The following is a 16,626-nucleotide window of genomic DNA, read 5'->3' as shown; positions in this document are numbered from 1 at the left end:
TGATCGCCGGCCGGAGGGGGAGGACGGCCGGCGATCGGGCTCTCGCCTGAGGGCGCGGCGTGAGCCTATGACTTGATGAAGGCTAGCAGGTCAGCGTTCACGGCGTCGGCGTGCGTGGTGCACATGCCGTGCGGGAAGCCTTCGTAGACTTTGAGCTTGCCATTCTTCAGAAGCTTCGCGGAAAGCGGCGCAGAATCGGCAATCGGAACGATCTGGTCGTCTGTGCCGTGCATGACGAGCGTCGGCACCTCGATGATCTTGAGATCCCCGGTGAAGTCGGTCTCCGAGAAAGCCTTGATGCCGTCGTAATGCGCCTTGGCGCTGCCCACCATACCCTGCCGCCACCAGTTATGGATGACGCCCTGAACGGATTTCGCGCCCGGCCGGTTGAAGCCGTAGAAAGGACCGGAGGGAAAATCGATATAGAACTGCGCGCGATTGTCGGCGAGTGCCTTGCGCAATCCGTCGAACACCTCGATCGGAAGGCCCCCAGGGTTGGCCGGCGTCTTCACCATGATCGGCGGCACTGCCCCGATGAGGACGAACTTGGCGGTGCGCTCCCTGCCGTGGCGGGCGACATACCGAGCCGCTTCTCCGCCGCCGGTGGAGTGACCGATATGGACTGCGTTCCTGAGGTCAAGATGCTCGACCACAGCGGCCGCGTCGGCGGCATAGTGATCCATGTCGTGACCTTCGCTCACCTGCGCGGAGCGGCCGTGGCCACGCCGGTCATGAGCGATGGTGCGATATCCCTGGCCGACGAAGAAAAGCATCTGCGTGTCCCAGTCGTCGGCGCTAAGCGGCCAGCCGTGATGGAAGACGATCGGTTGGGCATCCTTCGGGCCCCAGTCCTTGTAATAGATCTCGGTGCCGTCATTTGTGGTGATGGTACTCATGTTCCTTGATCCTTGCTGTGAGCTAGGGAAGTTCGACTCCTGGCCGGCTGTCTCTTGCGCGAGCGCGAATTTGGGCAGGCCAGTTGCAACGCCGGCAGCAGCGGCGCCGAAGAGAACGGCTCGGCGACTTGCCTGCGGTGCGAAGGGCAGCTTGCGGTCCATCGTTCGATCCCTATCGAGTTCTCTTCGGACGATGCCGTTACGCCGCAACGCCGCTTCGCCGGGGCGGAGCGTGTTCGAACCAGTCTTCGAACGATTTCGAACCGAGGCGGGCGCCTGCATCGGGGACGAGCGAGCGATCGTCGAGCTCTGTGCCGAAATAGAGCGCATGGGGATCCCCGATCACCTTCCTGGGATCATTGGCGAGTTGCAGAAAACGCGCGACGAGTTCGTTCATGCGGTAGGCCTCGGGCCCGGCAATCTCCATCACACCGTTTATCGGCTGGGAGAGCGCCACGTCGGCCATCGCGTCTGCGACGTCGTCGGAGGCGATGGGCTGGAAATAGGCCGATGATACCGTGACGGCGTCGCCGACGGTTCCCGAGTGTGCGATGCTGCCGAGGAACTCGAGGAACTGCGTCGAGTGAACGATCGTGTAGGGGATTCCGGACCCCCTGATCAGCTTCTCCTGGGCCATCTTGGCGCGCATATAGCCGCTGCCGGGCAGCCGCTCCGCGCCGACGATCGAAAGCGCGATGTGATGCTTCACGCCGGCGGTCTTCTCCGCCGCAAGCAGGTTCTTTCCAGCGGTTTCGAAGAATTCGAGAACGGCCTTGTCCTCGAACGAGGGCGAATTGGCGAGGTCGATGACGACCTGCGCTCCCGCAAGAGCCTTGTCCAAGCCTTCGCCGGTGAATGTGTTCACGCCGCTACTTGGCGCTGCTGCCAATACGTCGTGACCCTTTACGCTCAGCCTGTCAGCGGTCTTGGAGCCGATGAGACCGGTGCCGCCGATGATTACGATTTTCATGTCATTCTCCTGTTCTGACTTCGAAAAGATCTGATTGCGATAAAATGCCGGCGGCTCCTCACCCTAGCGGGGTCCTGCATCCCTCAATGAGAGCGAGGCGACTCGGCGGCTCGCTCGCCAAACGGGGTAGGCTCAGGCGATACTGTCTTCGCAGCCTCCCTTCGCTTGACCCCGGACCCCATGACCTCCGAGGCGCTGCCGTAGTGACCCGAGCCGAAGATGTCGGCCGTGCCAGAAGTGGCGCAGGATAGAGGCGGTGTTCTCGAGGAATTCCCGAAGAGGTCTGCCAGCGTGGCCGGGATCACGAGGTGCCGTTGTTGTGAGGGCACGACACTGCCGCGACGCCGCCACGACGTCGTGCCCCTGTTGACGCAGCCTCTCGACGGTCGCCAACTGGATGTACCGAGTGCCGCCAATGACCACGATTTTCATGTCGATGTCTCCTGAGGCCTGCACTTGTCGAACGCAGCCGGCGCGAGGCGGTCGGTTTCGTCACTCTGCCGATGCGGCTTCCTCGATCAGCGAGGTCACCTCAGCCGGGTGCGAAACCATTAAGGCGTGCGATGCGCCCTCGACGACGATGGTCTTCACCGAATCCGCGCGCTCGGCCATGAACTTCATGACCGCCGGCGGGATGTTTCGATCAGCCGAGCCGTAGATCGAATAGGACGGAATTATCTTCCAGGCGGCGGCACCGGAGGGCTCTGCCAGAGCTGCCTCAGCCACGGGGCGTTGTGTCGCCGCCATCAGGCTGGCCTGCGCTGCCGGTATGTCGGCCGCGAATTGCTCGTGAAACTTTTCCGGCTGGATGTAGAGGTCCTGTCCTCCATCTGGCCGCTTCACTGGCAGAAGCGCCTCGCCAAGCGTGCTGCCCGGGAACTGTCCGGAAAGTGTTAGACTGGACTCGCCTTTGTCCGGCGCGAACCCGGCCACAAAGACCAACGCTTTCACATCGCCCTTTCCCTTGGCTGCCTCGGTAATGACCGGGCCGCCATAAGAATGGCCTACCAGGACGACCGGTCCGTGGATCGATCCGATTAGAGCCGATACTGCCGCCGCGTCGCTTGCAACGCCGCGAAGTGGATTGGCCGCGGCGATGGTCCGGAAACCGTCTCTCTCGAGCTCGGCAATGACTCCGTTCCAGCTCGACGATTCCGCAAAGGCCCCGTGCACCAGCACGATCGTCGGCTTGACCTGTTGATCCGCGGCCTGCCCCGTCGCGCTGTCCGACACGCAGCATGCGTAGACAAGGGCTAGCGCTCTGATGATCTTCTGCACGTCTCTTCTCCTGTGCGGCGGTCGTTCGATGCCCAGGAGAATGCGCCCACATGGCGCGCGAAAATATTCGACGGACAGCTCGGTCAGGCGATCCTAAAGTCTAGGGCCGATTGCACCCGGGAACTGGCCGTTGCCGGCAGTCGGCGGAGCAGGATCGCGTCGGTCGATCGAAGCCGCTTTGGCAAACGAGAAATCCGGCGCAATCGCAACAAGACATATACCGCCGTATGGCCCCACCTCGTCCTTGATCCAGTCGACCCGCAAATACTCCTCAATATAGCGTTTTTGCACGACCAAGTCGCCAAGTGTCGACGCAACAAAAAGGGCGTGAAAATGTCAGGCGCGGAAGCAAGATCAGGCACGGCCGGCAATCATGCCTTTGACCGGACCACCGATGTTTCCCTGTCCGGCCTACCGGTGGAGCAGCCGCCAGCCGGCATTGTTCATGACCTGGGCAATCTTATTCAGGTCGCCTCATCCGCGCTGAACCTGGTCGCCCGCGACCCGAGCGTCTCGACGGCTCCCGCGCTCGAACCCGTCATCGCCAGCGCCAGGACTGCCCTGCAGCGAGCCGGCGCGCTCGTCCGTGAGACGGTAGGCCGGGCAGCAGCTAGTCATCGGACGCCAGGACATGCAAGCGTAGGCGCCTGTCTGGCCGAGGTCGAAAGCTTCGTCCAAAGCACATCGGGGACCAACTTCCGTCTCGAGGTTCGCGTTGAGCGAGATCTGCCTGCTGCGATATGTGATCCCCTGGGTTTGCAAAACGCGATTTTGAATCTCGTGTTCAACGCGCACGATGCGATGCCGGACGGCGGGTTGATCTCGCTAAGCGCCACCGCGGTCGTTCAGGACCCTGGAACCGTCGTCGAACTCCGGGTCGAAGACGGCGGCGTCGGGATGACGCCTGAAACCGTGCTTCGCGCCTTCGATCTCTTTTTCACCACCAAGGGCACGGGCCTCGGCGGCGTCGGCTTGCCGATGGTGAAGCATTTTGCCGAGAGCCACGGAGGGCGGGTCCACATCGAAAGCGCCTTCGGGTCGGGCACGACAGTGATATTGCGACTGCCCGCCATGGAGGCCCGGCAGGATTGACCGCAAGCCAATCGGACTCGGGCTCAGAGCGCCCGGTCATTTATGCCTGCAACCGACATCTGAACACAGGCCGGGCGCACAACGGAGGACTCCCAAAATGAACGCGAAGGTAACGGAAAATACGCAACGACATCGCTTCGAGCTGCCGATTGCAGACGGAACGGTCGCTGCCGCCTACTACCGTCTCGAGAATGGCCGGGTTATTCTGATCCATACCGAGGTTCCGTCGGAATATTCCGGACAGGGGATCGCATCGCAGTTGGCGCATGGCACTTTTGAGCTGCTGCGCGAGACCGGCCGCAAGGCGATCCCGAGATGCCCGTTCATGGGCCGATTCCTCGTCAGGAACCCGCAATATTCCGACATCGTCGCTGGATGATCGCGGCCGAATACTTGCTTCCGGAAGATCGGGTGAGCCGCAATGAATGACGAGTACAATCTGCAGAGATTCGTCCACGCGCAGGAGCCGGTTTACGAAGATGCCATCGGCATTCTGCGTCGGGGAATGATGTGCACGCCCTACATGGAATTCATCTTTCCCAGGCTGGCCTCCAGCGCAAGCGACGGTGCGCTTGAGCCCTACGCGATAAGATCGCTCGACGAGGCCAACGTCTATATTTCGTCTCCGCTGCTCGGCGGTCGCTATCGCGAATGCGTCGCCACGTTGCAGCGGCTGGTCAACTTCAGCGCCGGCACCGTCTTCGGCGATAGCGACGCCTGCAAACTGCACGCGTCGTTGACGCTGTTCTCCGAAGCCAGCTACGAGAATTCCTGCTCGAAACCATGTTCGACGTCTGGTTCGACGGCTTGCTCGACGAGGACACCATGACCAGGATCCGCTCGATGCAGCGGTAGTGCGGCATCGCCTGCCGCCGCACATCCTCGAACCCGCGCATTGCGGCAGGCCCATTGGCAGATCAGAACGAGCGATTTGCGTCCTGATCCAGATCCGCCGGCAGGGAAGCGAATTCTTCCTCCCCCGGCACTCCAGGGAAACGGCGTTCACGCCAATCGGTCTTCGCCTGCTCGATCCGCTCGGCCGAGGAGGATACGAAGTTCCAGTAGACGTGCCTGGGTTCGGAAAAGGGCTCGCCTCCCATCAGCATCAGTCGTGCTGAATGAAAGGCCGGCGCCTTGAGCACGATCTCGGCGCCGGGTTCCAGCAATATCAATTCGGCCTCACGAAACGAGCCCGGCCGGCCGACGATCTCGACCTCGCCGGCGACGACATAGATGGCACGCTCATGATGTTCGGACCTGACCTGGTATCGTGCACCGCTGGTGAGCACGATTTCGGCGAACACCAAGTCGGAGAATGTTTTGACCGGCGAGACCAGACCGTCCGAGGTTCCTGCTATCAAGGTGAACTCCACGCCCCTGGCACACGTTCTCGGTATCTCCAGTTCAGTATAATGGGCAAAATCGGCGGCGACTTCCTCATGCCGGCAAGGAAGGGCGACCCAGGCCTGGATGCCGAAAAAGTTGCTGCTGGACGATCGAGCCTCCACCGGCGTCCGCTCCGAATGGACGATCCCGGAACCGGCCGTCATCCAGCTGACTTCACCGGGGCGGAGAGCCTGCACCTTACCGAGATTGTCCCGGTGAACGATCTCCCCGTCGATCAGGTAGGTCACGGCCGCGAGACCGATATGGGGATGCGGTCCAGCGTCAAAACCCTGGCCCGTACTGAACACCGCGGGGCCCATCTGTTCGAGGAGGACAAAAGGGCCGACCATTCGCCGATGCTTGGAGGGCAATGCGCGCCGTACCTCGAAACCGCTCCCGGATTCACTGGACACCGGCAGGACGACGGTGTCGATGTCCAAGACGCCGGCGTGTCGGATGGTCATGGCCTTCTTCCTTCTTTTGCGCCCAGGTTGAGCGCGATGCCCGAGAAGACGTCGCTTAGCGTGTTCTGGAACGCCAGTCCGAGTGTGATGGCGAAGACGCCGGAGGTGGCGTTCAGCGCTCCGATCGGCGCATCGAAGACGAAGGCGAGGATCGACAGCAGCATCGCAACATAGACCATGCCTACGACGAGATCCTGCAGGAGGCGAGCCTCGCGCGGCTTTCGTTCGAACACGAGATACATGCGGACAAACCCGATCAGCGCCCAGGCGAGGTGAGCCCACCACAGCACCTTGGCCGAACCGACGAGGATTGCGCCAGCGGCTGTCTCGTTGCCCCGTGTCGGTTCGTAGGGGACCACAGCTCCGTTAAGTAGCGGACCGACATAGTAAGAAAGAATGCGATCTGGACGATCAGTCTCGTGGTGGAGAGCCGCTGCGGAATGACGCCAAACGACTATGCCGGCGAGACCGACCAGAACCATATAAAGATGGGGAGAATTCCACCAGTTCATGACCGGACCCGCATCCACAAAATCCTCGCCTCGAAGCATGGCAACCGGGCAAGTGATCGTTGTTATTCCTTGCCTTTTTCCAGGATCGCTTCGCTTATCGAGTTCGGCAGCCGGCGCGGCGTCTCGACTACGCCCAGCAGCGGCATGACGACGAGAAAGAACGCGAAGTAGTAAAGGGTCGATACCTGCATGGCGGGGATGTACCAGCCTTCGGCCGGCTTGGATCCCAGCCATCCGAGGAACAGCGCGTTGGCGACAAACAGCCAGAAGAACCGCTTGTACCAGGGCCGGTAGACGGCCGAGCGCACCTTCGATGTATCCAGCCAGGGCACGAAGAACAGCACGGCGATGGCGCCGAACATGGCAAGCACGCCGCCGAGCTTCGAGTCGATCGGTCCGATGTTGAAGGTGACGGCTCGGAGAATTGCGTAGAACGGCAGGAAGTACCATTCGGGAACGATATGAGCCGGCGTCTTCAGCGGGTCGGCAGCGGTGTAATTGTCGGGGTGCCCGAGATAGTTAGGCACGTAGAAGACGAAATAGGCGAAGACGGTCACGAATACCACGGCTCCGAATATGTCCTTGATGGTGGCGTGCGGCGTGAAATCCACGACGTCGGTTTTCGATTTCACATCGATGCCTGCCGGATTGGTCTGGCCGGCGATGTGAAGGGCCCAGATGTGCAAGATCACCACACCGGTCAGCATGAATGGCAGCAGGTAGTGCAGAGCGAAGAAGCGGTTGAGCGTCGGGTTGTCGACCGCGAAGCCGCCGAGCAGGAGTTGCTGCACCCAGTCGCCCACCAGCGGGATGGCGCTGAAAAAGCCAGTGATGACGGTCGCGCCCCAGAACGACATCTGTCCCCAGGGCAGCACATAGCCCATGAACGCCGTCGCCATCATCAACAGAAGGTTGGTGCAGCCGAGAACCCACAGCAGCTCGCGCGGCGCCTTGTAGGAGCCGTAATAGAGGCCGCGCGACATATGGATGTAGACTGCGATGAAGAAAAATGATGCGCCGTTCGAATGCAGGTATCGCAGCAGCCAGCCCGAATTCACGTCGCGCATGATCTTGTAGACGGAGTTGAAGGCCGACGTCGTGTCGGCCGCGTAGTGCATGGCAAGCACCACTCCGGTCACGATCTGAGCCGCCAGCATCATCGACAGGATGCCCCCGAACGAGTAGGCGTAGTTCAGGTTGCGCGGGACTGGATAGGCGATGAACTGATCATGCACCATCCGCGGCAGTGGCAGCCGGGCGTCGAACCAGCGTCCGATCCTCGTCTTGGGCGTATAGGTCGAGTGTCCACCGCTCATTGCGTTACCTCGAGTTCTCAGTATCGACTTGGTCAGGACCGTTTGACCGGCTGTCTCCCGTCACAGACGAGCGCGTTCACTCGCGATTCCGAGCGCTTCTCGGGCAGATGGAGACTCTGACGCCGTTGCGTGAGTAGAGCGGCCGGCCCGTCGCGCGAACAAACCCGTCGCCGCCGCCGCGCCTAACCGACTGCGCCGCCGTGTCGACGGTCCAGAACCTCTTGAGGATCTGCAGCATCTTCGAAAGAACGAATTCCAGGGTCATTTCAGATGCTCCTCGGTCGGGTTGTTGAGGAACCCAAGCATGCCAGCCCTTCTAGTGTGCGAACTATCGTGCCGAGGATGCGTGCGCCTGATACGTTGGTCTATGAGCTCCTGATTGAAAGGCTGCGCCGGACGGTAGAGGCGCGACCACGCGATCACAATTCGCGAAGCGCTCATGCGGGTGGGGTGGACCGATCGGCATCCGGCCCCCGGGCGGCGCGACCGCTCTTCGCGCGCCTCTTCCATGAACATCGACCGTGCCTTCGTTGGCCACGAGCAATCGCCCGAGGCCACGATGAGTGTGGGTGCGATACCCTTCAGCGCCCGCGGTTCGCGGTTGTCGAAGCCATTTGCCGCAAGCGGCGGGGACCGCCGCCGGCGCAGTACTCCGACATCGACAAGTTGGTTGATGAACCTATGAAGGACGGCCGGCGGTCGGTATTTCCAGGAAGCCGGCGGCCGAGTCAGGATTACGAGGACTGCGCGCGGCCGTTGCAGGATGCCGGACGGGCGCTGGCGAGCGCCTCGTCAATGATGCGGCGGATGGTGCGCGCGCAGCGGCCGCACTGGACGCTGCCGCCGAGACAGCCATAGACCTGGCTGATCGAGCGCGTTCGCTCCGCCTCGACGGCGGAGCGCACATCCTGATCGCTCAACACATTGCATGAACAGACGATCATGGCGCACTGGTCTCGACCGCGACTGGTACAGCTCTGACCCGACAAGCGGATCAGTAGTCCCAGACAGCCGGCACGCAACGAAAGACATCGCCGTCCACCGCTACATGGCAGATAGACGGAAATGGCAGGTGAGTGGCCACCAGCGGCTCGCGAGTCGCCGCCAGCTCCCGCAAAAGATTTATACGGACGCGGGCCGCCTCGTCGGGGTCGTGTTCGAAGCCGTTGTGCCAGTCGGGTTGGTCGAATCCGACCTGGAACACGGCGTCGCCGGCGAAGGTCAGCCGGTCGCCCCCGGACGCCAGGCGAACCACGCTGTGCCCGGGGGTGTGGCCGCCAGTGAGCGTGACGACCACTCCCGGCGCCACCTCGTGCTCCGTCTCAAACGGCCGCAACTGGCTGCGGTACTCGTTCACGAACCGCTTGGCCGCCCGCCGAAGCGCATCCGGGAACCCCGTTGGCATGGAGGCGCGGGAGAAATCGGGCGCCTCCCAGAACTTGAGCTCGGCGGCCGCCACGTGAATCCGCAGATCCGGACGCAGCCGGTCCTTCACCCCGTCGATGAGCAGCCCGCCGATATGGTCCATGTGCATATGGGTGAGCACCACGTCGGTGACGGATGCGAGATCGATGCCGGCGGCCTCCAGTCGCGAGACCAACCGCCCGGCCCTCGGCAAGTGCAAGTCCGGGTCCATGCCCAGCCCGGCGTCCACGAGTATGGTCCGGCCGCCGCTGCGCACGACGACCACGTTCAGCGGCCACTCGAGCACGTCCGGCGGCAGGAACATCTCGTCCAGCCAGGCCGCCCGGACGGCCGGGTCAACGTTGTATGCCATGACCGGGGCTGGTATCGGCAGCACTCCATCGCTGACGATCAGCACGTCGATGTCGCCGACCTGCAGCGCGTAGCGCGACGGAACCAGCTCGGGCTCCGGTCTGCCGTTGCCGCGCTTTGCCTTCAGGCTGTCGGCGCAGTGCTGGATCGAGGGGTGTGAAATGGTGTCCAGGTTCATGTTTGTCTCCTGCTGACCACGGCCGTATCGGCCACCTCCGCCGCTGGCGCCCGTGGATTTGGCATAAGCCTCCATGGACCGCCACCTGGCGTCTACGGAGGAAAGTTGCGCCGCCTCGGCCTGCGCCACCATCGGACGGAAGCACCGGTCAGCCGATGCGAAAGTCTATGACAGACCCGTTGCGAGCATGGGTGATATCCCGCGAAAGTCGGAAGACGCCGCTTTGAGCAGCGAGCAACGGCTGTGCCTCTTGGCTGTTGGCAGTACACCCAGTGCGTAGGATCAGGATCAATCCTATACCGCGGTCTCAGTCATCCACAGCCTTGATGCGGTCGACTGCACGCGCGCCCTCAACATAGTGTTCTCCCCATGTCTCTGGGTCTGCACGCTGGTCGACCGAGCAATGAGGAATACGGGCATGTCGCGCACCGACAGATAGTCCAGCACGACTAATGATGGCGCAACGCGATGGACGCCTTCCCACCGCCGGCGGGCAGGGTACCTGCATGTCCGATTGCGGCGGCGAAGCACGCGCTAGTGGCAAGCTCCGATCAACTGAGCGACACAATCCACGACCACATCGAATGGAAGGAGAAGCATCCCATGAGACGGACAGCTATGCTTGTTGCAATGAGCATTCTCGCACTCATGCAGCAGCAATCGAGCCGCACGACGGCCAGCGTGTCGCCCGCCCGGGCATAGGCCAGCAATTCGGTGAGGCCCGGCCGGTCCATGCTCTTGCCCGATTTGACATCGGTGAAGACCTTGATGGCGCCGGCTGTTCAAGGCGCATGGTCTGACCGGCGACGTCGCGCGAACTGAATAGGCCGAGCTCAGTTCGCGGCGTTTTCTGGATCTGGCGCAGGCCAACAGGTCGCGGCCACGCCTGCAAAGCGCGCCAGAAATCGGCCTCCGGCTTGCCCTCCAATCGCGATGGACATGTCGAAACGGCACGGTCGCGCGGCCAAGCAGTGCTGGCGTAACGGGCGAGCCTGGTGGCGAGATCTGGAGCGGCAAGATTGAACGTGCTTGCAGCTGCACGCAGGTGCGCATCGCGCGACCTCGAGCGCGGCGATCGTCCGCCAGTTGCGAGCACCTGGCATCGGCTTCAGCCCCAGCGCCGGCCTCGAGACTGTCGACACAGCCGGCGCGAACCGATTCGATGATCGCCAGCAGCGCATCTGCTTCCGCGCTGCCGTCCCGGCCGAGAATTTCTTTCAGGTGATGCAGCGAAACGTCACAACCGGCGCGCGAACTTTAGCAGGTTGAGCCGCTTCTTTAGGCTTTCTTTTTAGCGAGTTTTTAGGCTCCGAAAACGCATCAGACTGGAGGTGGATCGGGCTTCGCCGCCCCGCATACGTTTTTGCGGCCGGGAGGACCCGTCGATTTCCGGCTGGGCGGCCCCGATCGTCATCGCCGCACCCCGCTGGTGAACCGAGCGCTGCCGATACCGTTCAACTTCGCTTCGGCGTGAGACCGCAAGAAGTCTTCGTGCAGGGCCTTGACCCGTGCCTTAGATTCCTCGCTGCGTTCGATGGTGGGTGCGAAGGCTGCGGCCTCTTCGGCTATGGCCTTGCGTCGGCGTTCGGCCGCGCCTTCCTCGTATCGCTCTGCACGCTTGGCATCGCAGTGCATCCGAAGCTCGGCTGGTGAAGGGTGATAGCCATGCCTGAGCGCCCCTTGAATAATGCTCCTGACGGCCGACATCAGGTCGACGTAGGCAACCACGATCTGGCCAACTTGCTTGCCTTCCAGTCCGGTCTTGAAGGCTGCGAACTCAAGTTCTGGATTGATGCTCACTCGCCGTGGCAGCGGATTTAGCGCGCCCAGGGCGACAAGCAGGTCGCGTTCGGTCGCGGTGCGCGCAACGTCAGCGCTGATGCTCGACGACATGCTCGTCTCCCATCTCTCTCAGCCGATCGAGAGACCATTCTCCAAGGCTTCGCGACGGCTTGGCCGCTGGCTCGTCGAGCCACCGCTCGCCATGCAGCCATGTGGATGGATGACACCATGCCCGATCTGCCGGCTTGGTGACTTTGTAGCGATCGACGCCAGCGAACAACGCGTCGAGGGTGGTCTTGCCCAGCGCCTGGTCGAATGCTTTGCGAGCTGCTCCCTTGCTGATCTTCTCGGGGTAATGTGACCACCAGGCTTCGAACGCATCAGTCGTCGAGCGGATTGGCATTGCCGCCATTGTCAACGTGAGCCGCGCCGCGCGCGCATCTCCGTTAGGAGAAAAGGGTCGTTCTATTAGAGGGTCGTTTCCTTGTTGTGACGTAGCTGCATCACAGGGGGTGTGATCAAGCTGCGTCACAGGGGGTGTGACGGTGGCGTCACATACCCCCTGTGATGTGGCCGTCACATGGGGAGCGTCATCGCGAGCCAGTTTGGCAGGCTCGCGGTCCATCAAAACTTGATACTGGCTGACCAGGCGCCGGCCATCATCTCCAAGGCGACCACGCTTGCGCAGATAGCCGAATTCTACCAGGTCCCGAAGTATCCTGTTGACTGTCTCGCGCGCGCATCTCACACGTTTTGCGAACGTCGACTGGCTCACGATAAACCAGCCATTTTTGTCCGCGTAGGTGCCGGCCACGGCGAGCGCCCGCAGATGCCGATCGCTGATGCGCTCGTCGGCAAGCGCATCACTTGGGAAAATACAGTAGCGGGGACCGGTGCCGGCCATGCCAATCAGGCCGCATCGTCCAAAAAGAACCGGATGATTTTGCCGCGCTCGGCAACCCATCTGCCCCCAACTTTCTTTGCGGGGATCTGTCCAGTTTCCAAAAGGTGGAACGTCTGGCGTGGCTTCGCTCCGATGAGAAGAGCGATGGCCTCAGCTCCCCACACAAGTTCCATGGAATTCTCGGGGTTCGCGGTCACGTTTCGATATCCTTTCTGCTAAATGTAGCGGGCTTAAGAAAAAGACCGTAATAAAGTGAACCTGCTTGCGCCATAGCGAAAACGCTGGTAAGCCTCCACATATCGTTTTCAGCAAAAAGTCCGTAACAAGGAAAAAACTGTGTTTCCAATCCGTCTTGAATGGCAGCGGCCAGCCGATGGTGTTGACCTGGTCAACGATGAGGAATTCGCCGAGAAACACTTTGGTGGAGATGGTCGGGCAGTCAGGGCTCGATCAGAGCGGACAATCCCCGTCACCTATGAGGTCACAGACCTTGAAAATCCTGTGGTCGTCCATCTGATCAATTGCCGCGACGACAAAGACCGGCTGGCGTTTGTCGCCCGGTTTGGATTTCTTCAGCAGGATGATGGCTGGCTCGGGTTCATGCCGTGGATGGAGCATTTACAGGAGCGGATGATGATCGGGCTCGTTCATGCGGCGCCGGCGCGGCAGGAAGCAAATATGTGGATGAACGAAGTTGCAAAGCGTGTTTCGCTGAAGCCGTCGTTTGAAATATCCAGCGAAGGCGGAGCGCTCCGCCTTGTTATGCATCCCGATTCTCTGACCAGCTTCATGGTGATGGAAATAGCACTGGCGCACGAGGCCGGAGCAGTGGCCACCACCTGCGAGCATTGTGGCAAATACTTCCTGACTGGCCCCCTGACCGGCCGTCGATCGCATGCCAAGTTCTGTTCCGATCGCTGCCGGGTCGCGGCCATGCGCAAGCGAAATTCCTTTAGCGGTGAGTAAAAGCAATGTCGATCCGTAAGCGCACATGGACCAACGGCAAGGGAGAGGAAAGAACCGCCTGGGTAGTCGACTATGCCGATGGCAAGGGCGTTCGCCGGCTGAAGACTTTCGTGAAGAAAAAGGATGCCGACACCTTCGAAGCGACAGCCAAGGTCGAGGTCAGAGAAGGTTCGCACGTCGCCGACAGCGCAAGCGTTACCGTAAAGACGGCGGGAGCTTTCTGGATTGCGACGGGCGAGCAAGAAGGGCTCGAACGTTCCTCGATCGACCAGCGAAAACGCCACCTGAAGCTCCACATCGAGCCGTTTCTCAGCTCGACTCTGTTGTCGCAGCTCACGGTTCCCGCAGTCCGAGAATTCCAGGACAGGCTGCGCAAAAATGGTCGATCCCAGGTGATGACACGCAAAGTGATCGGGTCACTGGGTTCATTGCTCTCCGACGCCCAAGAGCGTGACCTCGCCACTCGCAATCCCGTCAAAGACATGCGCGTCCGGCGCCGGCGAGGCAAGGAGCGCCAGGCCGACAAACGCCAGAAGGGTAAGTTGAAGATTGGGATCGACATCCCGAGTCGAGACGAGATCAGGTCGATCGTCGGCGCTCTAAGTGGTCGGTGGCGGCCACTGCTGATCACCGCCATCTTCTCGGGAATGAGATCCTCGGAGCTACGCGGCCTGCGCTGGCCTGACGTCGATTTCGAGAAAGCGGAAATCAGCATCCGGCAACGCGCCGACGACTACGGCCAAATCGGCCCGCCGAAATCGGAGGCTGGGGAGAGGACCATACCTATCCCGCCGATCGCGGTGAACGTGCTCCGGGAATGGAAGCTCGCTTGCCCTCGACGCCGTATCAAAGACGCCGGCGGCGAGATCATCACCGAGCTTCACTACGTGTTCCCAAACGGCAGCGGAAATATCGAGAGCCGATCGAACATCATCAAGCGCGGCTTCCTGCCCTCTCAGATCGCCGCCGGCGTGACGGTGCCGATGGAAGAGAAGGACGACGAGGGGAAGCCGATCGTTGCGGCGAAGTATGGCGGCCTGCACGCGCTGCGCCACTTCTACGCGTCGTGGTCAATCAATCGCCCGCAAGACGGCGGCCTCGGCTTGCCGGCGAAAGTTGTCCAAGAGCGCTTGGGCCATAGTTCGATCACGATGACAATGGACACCTACGGGCACCTCTTTCCTCGCGGTGACGACGCCGACGAAATGGCTGCGGCTGAGCGCTCGCTACTTGGCTGAACGCGACATGGGCGCGACATAGGGCCAATTTCCGAAGCAAAATCAATTGCCGAATCGAGCATCATAATCCTGGGGTCGGGGGTTCAAGTCCCTCTCCCGCTACCAGTCTTCACAAACGAACAATTCTCTGTCGCAGATACCGCGTCGCTGCTGCCCAGCGCTCGCGCCGATTGCAGCCTAAAGCTGGGGATCGTTGCTCGTCGGTGGAGTGCAAATTGTTCTCCGAATTGGCCGACATTCTCCAAGCTGGGGAGTAGCCGGTTCAACCCTCAGCTAGTGATATCAACACTTTCAACGACATGTCGCAGCGCAGATTGTCGACAGTTTTGTGTGTCGCTCGCCAGCCAACTGAGAACGAACCAAGCCCTGGGTGTGTGGATTATAAACGGCGGGAACGGGGCCGGCGGCGGACCGGCCGCAGTCAAACCTGCCGAGAGGGTGAGCTGCCCTTCCGGTTAGTGGAGCATGGCATGGCAAAGTCGCCGATGCCTTCCTCGGTGGGCGGTGTGCCGCCTGCGGATACAAGGACGCGCGCTATGTCTTGCGGGTCGATGACATCGCGGAAGTACGGTTTCTCCTCTTTGATGAAGTTGGAGCAGCTTAATGACGGGCATGCTGGCGTTTAAGGCGTCGCGAACAAGCTTCGTCTCGATCGCCTGCCTCGTATTCCCGAAAACCTTGAGCGAAGGACGCGGTGCAGGTGGATCACAGGGCCGATCTTAGAGGCGTCTCCGGCGTGCCGCTGGAGCCAGCCACCGCAGACACGCTCGATTCCATCGCTGCCGAGATGGGAATCGCCGATCCGACCTCATCCAGATCGTGTTGCGCGAATGGCTGGAAACCAACGCCTATCTGCCGCTCCGGGCGATAGATGAGGAAAGCGAGACGGACGGCAGCGCGTAGGCTGGGACGCGACCTCTATGCAGAAGACCCGCCGCTACATTTACGAAGCGACGGGCCTCCGCCCCTACATCACAGGCGAACGAATGCTGTAAGCGGTAGATGATCGGAGGCGACCCGCGAAAGCGGCGTGTCATGAGCTTCGACGGTTGAGATCATTCCGTGTCGATTTGCCATGATCCGGTCGAGCGACAGCAGCGGCAGACTCGATGGAAAGGTGGGGACCGCTGGCGGCGCGGGACCGAAAGTCGTGTGCAGCGTATTCAGTGCGGAACGGTTTCCGAGTCGCCATTCGTTCAAATCGCCGAGCAGCAGTGTTGGTTTTTCGTCCGGACTGTTCATGATTTCGAGCACGACGCGGGCCTGTTCGGAGCGTGATCGGCGCAGCAAGCCGAGATGGGCTGCGATAATGCGCAGAGTTCGTTTCTCGTCCAGATCGATTTCGGCAACCAGGGCTCCGCGCGGCTCCAGCCCCGGGAGCTTTATCTGATGGACATTGCGAACGATGCCCCGTTTGAAAAGCAGAACGTTGCCGTGCCAGCCGTGCCCTTTGCCGTTTCCGGACACCGGCACCGGCACCAGGCCTGTTTCCAATTCGAGACGCAGCAGATCCAGAAGGCCGGCACGATCTCCAAAGCGATTGTCCGCTTCCTGCAACGCAATGACATCCGGGCCGATTTCCCGGATGACGCGACCGATTCGTTCGGGATCGAACTTTCTGTCGACGCCCACGCATTTGTGAACGTTGTAAGATGCGACCAGAGTCCCCGCGGGGCGTGTCCCTTCGGACGGCGCAGCCTTCGCCTTCTGCTTTTTTCTGTCGCGAATGGATTTGAGCACACTTGCAGGAAAGCTATGTCGTGTTCTTTGCATGAGTCTGCTGCTCGTCCTCACTACCTTCAAGACTTAGCTTTGTCTCACTCAAATAGGATCTGCAATCGCTGCTTCCCTGCCCTGACGAGATGCGG

At 61.2% G+C, this 16,626-nt stretch carries 18 protein-coding genes and 2 pseudogenes; 5 read left to right on the top strand and 15 right to left on the bottom strand.

Annotation, left to right across the window (positions count from 1 at the left end):
• Window positions 1-65: 65 nt before the first annotated feature.
• The 4 genes and pseudogenes from EN807_RS10375 to EN807_RS10360 all read right to left on the bottom strand — a co-directional run bounded on the left by EN807_RS10375 (window position 66) and on the right by EN807_RS10360 (window position 3,099).
• Window positions 66-896 (bottom strand): alpha/beta hydrolase, encoded by an 831-nt coding sequence (locus tag EN807_RS10375; protein WP_135934843.1) that lies wholly within the window; start codon window positions 894-896, stop codon window positions 66-68.
• A gap of 199 nt (window positions 897-1,095) precedes the next feature.
• Entirely contained in the window at window positions 1,096-1,866 is a 771-nt protein-coding gene (locus EN807_RS10370) for an SDR family oxidoreductase (protein WP_135934842.1), read from the bottom strand.
• Between the two features lie 339 nt (window positions 1,867-2,205).
• Window positions 2,206-2,298 (bottom strand): annotated as a pseudogene (locus EN807_RS36430) (NmrA family transcriptional regulator); the annotation flags it as partial.
• A gap of 60 nt (window positions 2,299-2,358) precedes the next feature.
• Window positions 2,359-3,099: an alpha/beta hydrolase gene (locus EN807_RS10360; protein WP_135935831.1), complete on the bottom strand. Its 741-nt coding sequence runs from the start codon at window positions 3,097-3,099 to the stop codon at window positions 2,359-2,361.
• 378 nt (window positions 3,100-3,477) lie between these two features.
• Here EN807_RS10360 and EN807_RS10355 point away from each other — a divergent pair, with 378 nt between their 5' ends.
• From EN807_RS10355 to EN807_RS10345, 3 genes are all read left to right on the top strand, one after another.
• Window positions 3,478-4,236 carry an ATP-binding protein gene (locus tag EN807_RS10355; protein ID WP_135934841.1) on the top strand — a complete coding sequence of 253 codons (759 nt, stop codon included), beginning with the start codon at window positions 3,478-3,480 and terminating at the stop codon, window positions 4,234-4,236.
• A 97-nt stretch (window positions 4,237-4,333) separates the two neighbouring features.
• The gene (locus EN807_RS10350; protein WP_135934840.1) at window positions 4,334-4,615 is read left to right on the top strand and encodes a GNAT family N-acetyltransferase; all 282 of its coding nucleotides are present in this window, start codon (window positions 4,334-4,336) and stop codon (window positions 4,613-4,615) included.
• Between the two features lie 42 nt (window positions 4,616-4,657).
• On the top strand, window positions 4,658-5,065 hold the full coding sequence (locus EN807_RS10345) for a DUF1810 family protein (protein ID WP_246684050.1): 408 nt from the start codon (window positions 4,658-4,660) through the stop codon (window positions 5,063-5,065).
• An 88-nt stretch (window positions 5,066-5,153) separates the two neighbouring features.
• On the opposite strand, the gene EN807_RS10340 is transcribed toward EN807_RS10345, so the two are convergent.
• The 10 genes and pseudogenes from EN807_RS10340 to EN807_RS10295 form a co-directional block, all read right to left on the bottom strand.
• Window positions 5,154-6,086 carry a pirin family protein gene (locus EN807_RS10340; protein ID WP_135934839.1) on the bottom strand — a complete coding sequence of 311 codons (933 nt, stop codon included), beginning with the start codon at window positions 6,084-6,086 and terminating at the stop codon, window positions 5,154-5,156.
• Window positions 6,083-6,616 carry a mechanosensitive ion channel family protein gene (locus tag EN807_RS10335; RefSeq protein WP_135934838.1) on the bottom strand — a complete coding sequence of 178 codons (534 nt, stop codon included), beginning with the start codon at window positions 6,614-6,616 and terminating at the stop codon, window positions 6,083-6,085. Before EN807_RS10335 ends, EN807_RS10340 begins: the two co-directional genes overlap by 4 nt.
• A gap of 44 nt (window positions 6,617-6,660) precedes the next feature.
• Entirely contained in the window at window positions 6,661-7,914 is a 1,254-nt protein-coding gene (locus EN807_RS10330) for a cytochrome b N-terminal domain-containing protein (protein WP_135934837.1), read from the bottom strand.
• Window positions 7,915-7,990: 76 nt separating this feature from the next.
• Window positions 7,991-8,179 (bottom strand): hypothetical protein, encoded by a 189-nt coding sequence (locus EN807_RS10325; RefSeq protein ID WP_065006625.1) that lies wholly within the window; start codon window positions 8,177-8,179, stop codon window positions 7,991-7,993.
• 469 nt (window positions 8,180-8,648) lie between these two features.
• Window positions 8,649-8,858: a (2Fe-2S)-binding protein gene (locus EN807_RS10320; protein WP_065006624.1), complete on the bottom strand. Its 210-nt coding sequence runs from the start codon at window positions 8,856-8,858 to the stop codon at window positions 8,649-8,651.
• 50 nt (window positions 8,859-8,908) lie between these two features.
• The gene (locus EN807_RS10315) at window positions 8,909-9,868 is read right to left on the bottom strand and encodes an MBL fold metallo-hydrolase (RefSeq protein ID WP_082982172.1); all 960 of its coding nucleotides are present in this window, start codon (window positions 9,866-9,868) and stop codon (window positions 8,909-8,911) included.
• A gap of 659 nt (window positions 9,869-10,527) precedes the next feature.
• Window positions 10,528-10,661: pseudogene (locus tag EN807_RS10310) on the bottom strand (recombinase family protein); the annotation flags it as partial.
• A 617-nt stretch (window positions 10,662-11,278) separates the two neighbouring features.
• A complete protein-coding gene (locus tag EN807_RS10305) occupies window positions 11,279-11,761 on the bottom strand; it encodes a hypothetical protein (RefSeq protein WP_135934835.1) in 483 nt (160 codons plus the stop codon).
• Window positions 11,739-12,554 carry a helix-turn-helix domain-containing protein gene (locus tag EN807_RS10300; protein ID WP_189522384.1) on the bottom strand — a complete coding sequence of 272 codons (816 nt, stop codon included), beginning with the start codon at window positions 12,552-12,554 and terminating at the stop codon, window positions 11,739-11,741. Before EN807_RS10300 ends, EN807_RS10305 begins: the two co-directional genes overlap by 23 nt.
• Window positions 12,555-12,559: 5 nt before the next feature.
• The gene (locus tag EN807_RS10295) at window positions 12,560-12,751 is read right to left on the bottom strand and encodes a DNA-binding protein (RefSeq protein ID WP_246684049.1); all 192 of its coding nucleotides are present in this window, start codon (window positions 12,749-12,751) and stop codon (window positions 12,560-12,562) included.
• A gap of 139 nt (window positions 12,752-12,890) precedes the next feature.
• On the opposite strand from EN807_RS10295, the gene EN807_RS10290 reads away from it, so the two are divergent.
• Both EN807_RS10290 and EN807_RS10285 read left to right on the top strand, forming a co-directional pair.
• Window positions 12,891-13,520: a DUF6076 domain-containing protein gene (locus tag EN807_RS10290; protein ID WP_065006618.1), complete on the top strand. Its 630-nt coding sequence runs from the start codon at window positions 12,891-12,893 to the stop codon at window positions 13,518-13,520.
• A gap of 5 nt (window positions 13,521-13,525) precedes the next feature.
• Window positions 13,526-14,758: a tyrosine-type recombinase/integrase gene (locus EN807_RS10285; RefSeq protein ID WP_135934834.1), complete on the top strand. Its 1,233-nt coding sequence runs from the start codon at window positions 13,526-13,528 to the stop codon at window positions 14,756-14,758.
• 972 nt (window positions 14,759-15,730) lie between these two features.
• Here EN807_RS10285 and EN807_RS10275 read toward each other — a convergent pair.
• Window positions 15,731-16,531: an endonuclease/exonuclease/phosphatase family protein gene (locus tag EN807_RS10275; RefSeq protein WP_135934833.1), complete on the bottom strand. Its 801-nt coding sequence runs from the start codon at window positions 16,529-16,531 to the stop codon at window positions 15,731-15,733.
• Window positions 16,532-16,626 lie beyond the last annotated feature (95 nt).

Source organism: Mesorhizobium sp. M5C.F.Ca.ET.164.01.1.1, assembly GCF_004792125.1.
GTDB classification, from domain to species: domain Bacteria; phylum Pseudomonadota; class Alphaproteobacteria; order Rhizobiales; family Rhizobiaceae; genus Mesorhizobium; species Mesorhizobium wenxiniae.
The sequence above is the reverse complement of the archived record's forward strand: the minus strand, read 5'-3'. Positions and strand labels throughout refer to the sequence as shown.

Excerpts from the sequence above, each read along its gene's own strand:
- EN807_RS10345 (WP_246684050.1), top strand. The coding sequence starts at position 4,658 with ATGAATGACGAGTACAATCTGCAGAGATTCGTCCACGCGCAGGAGCCG.
- EN807_RS10305 (WP_135934835.1), bottom strand. The coding sequence starts at position 11,761 with ATGTCGTCGAGCATCAGCGCTGACGTTGCGCGCACCGCGACCGAACGC.
- EN807_RS10285 (WP_135934834.1), top strand. The coding sequence starts at position 13,526 with ATGTCGATCCGTAAGCGCACATGGACCAACGGCAAGGGAGAGGAAAGA.
- EN807_RS10375 (WP_135934843.1), bottom strand. The coding sequence starts at position 896 with ATGAGTACCATCACCACAAATGACGGCACCGAGATCTATTACAAGGAC.
- EN807_RS10275 (WP_135934833.1), bottom strand. The coding sequence starts at position 16,531 with ATGCAAAGAACACGACATAGCTTTCCTGCAAGTGTGCTCAAATCCATT.
- EN807_RS10350 (WP_135934840.1), top strand. The coding sequence starts at position 4,334 with ATGAACGCGAAGGTAACGGAAAATACGCAACGACATCGCTTCGAGCTG.
- EN807_RS10320 (WP_065006624.1), bottom strand. The coding sequence starts at position 8,858 with ATGATCGTCTGTTCATGCAATGTGTTGAGCGATCAGGATGTGCGCTCC.
- EN807_RS10325 (WP_065006625.1), bottom strand. The coding sequence starts at position 8,179 with ATGACCCTGGAATTCGTTCTTTCGAAGATGCTGCAGATCCTCAAGAGG.
- EN807_RS10330 (WP_135934837.1), bottom strand. The coding sequence starts at position 7,914 with ATGAGCGGTGGACACTCGACCTATACGCCCAAGACGAGGATCGGACGC.
- EN807_RS10340 (WP_135934839.1), bottom strand. The coding sequence starts at position 6,086 with ATGACCATCCGACACGCCGGCGTCTTGGACATCGACACCGTCGTCCTG.
- EN807_RS10315 (WP_082982172.1), bottom strand. The coding sequence starts at position 9,868 with ATGAACCTGGACACCATTTCACACCCCTCGATCCAGCACTGCGCCGAC.
- EN807_RS10355 (WP_135934841.1), top strand. The coding sequence starts at position 3,478 with ATGTCAGGCGCGGAAGCAAGATCAGGCACGGCCGGCAATCATGCCTTT.
- EN807_RS10300 (WP_189522384.1), bottom strand. The coding sequence starts at position 12,554 with ATGGCCGGCACCGGTCCCCGCTACTGTATTTTCCCAAGTGATGCGCTT.
- EN807_RS10370 (WP_135934842.1), bottom strand. The coding sequence starts at position 1,866 with ATGAAAATCGTAATCATCGGCGGCACCGGTCTCATCGGCTCCAAGACC.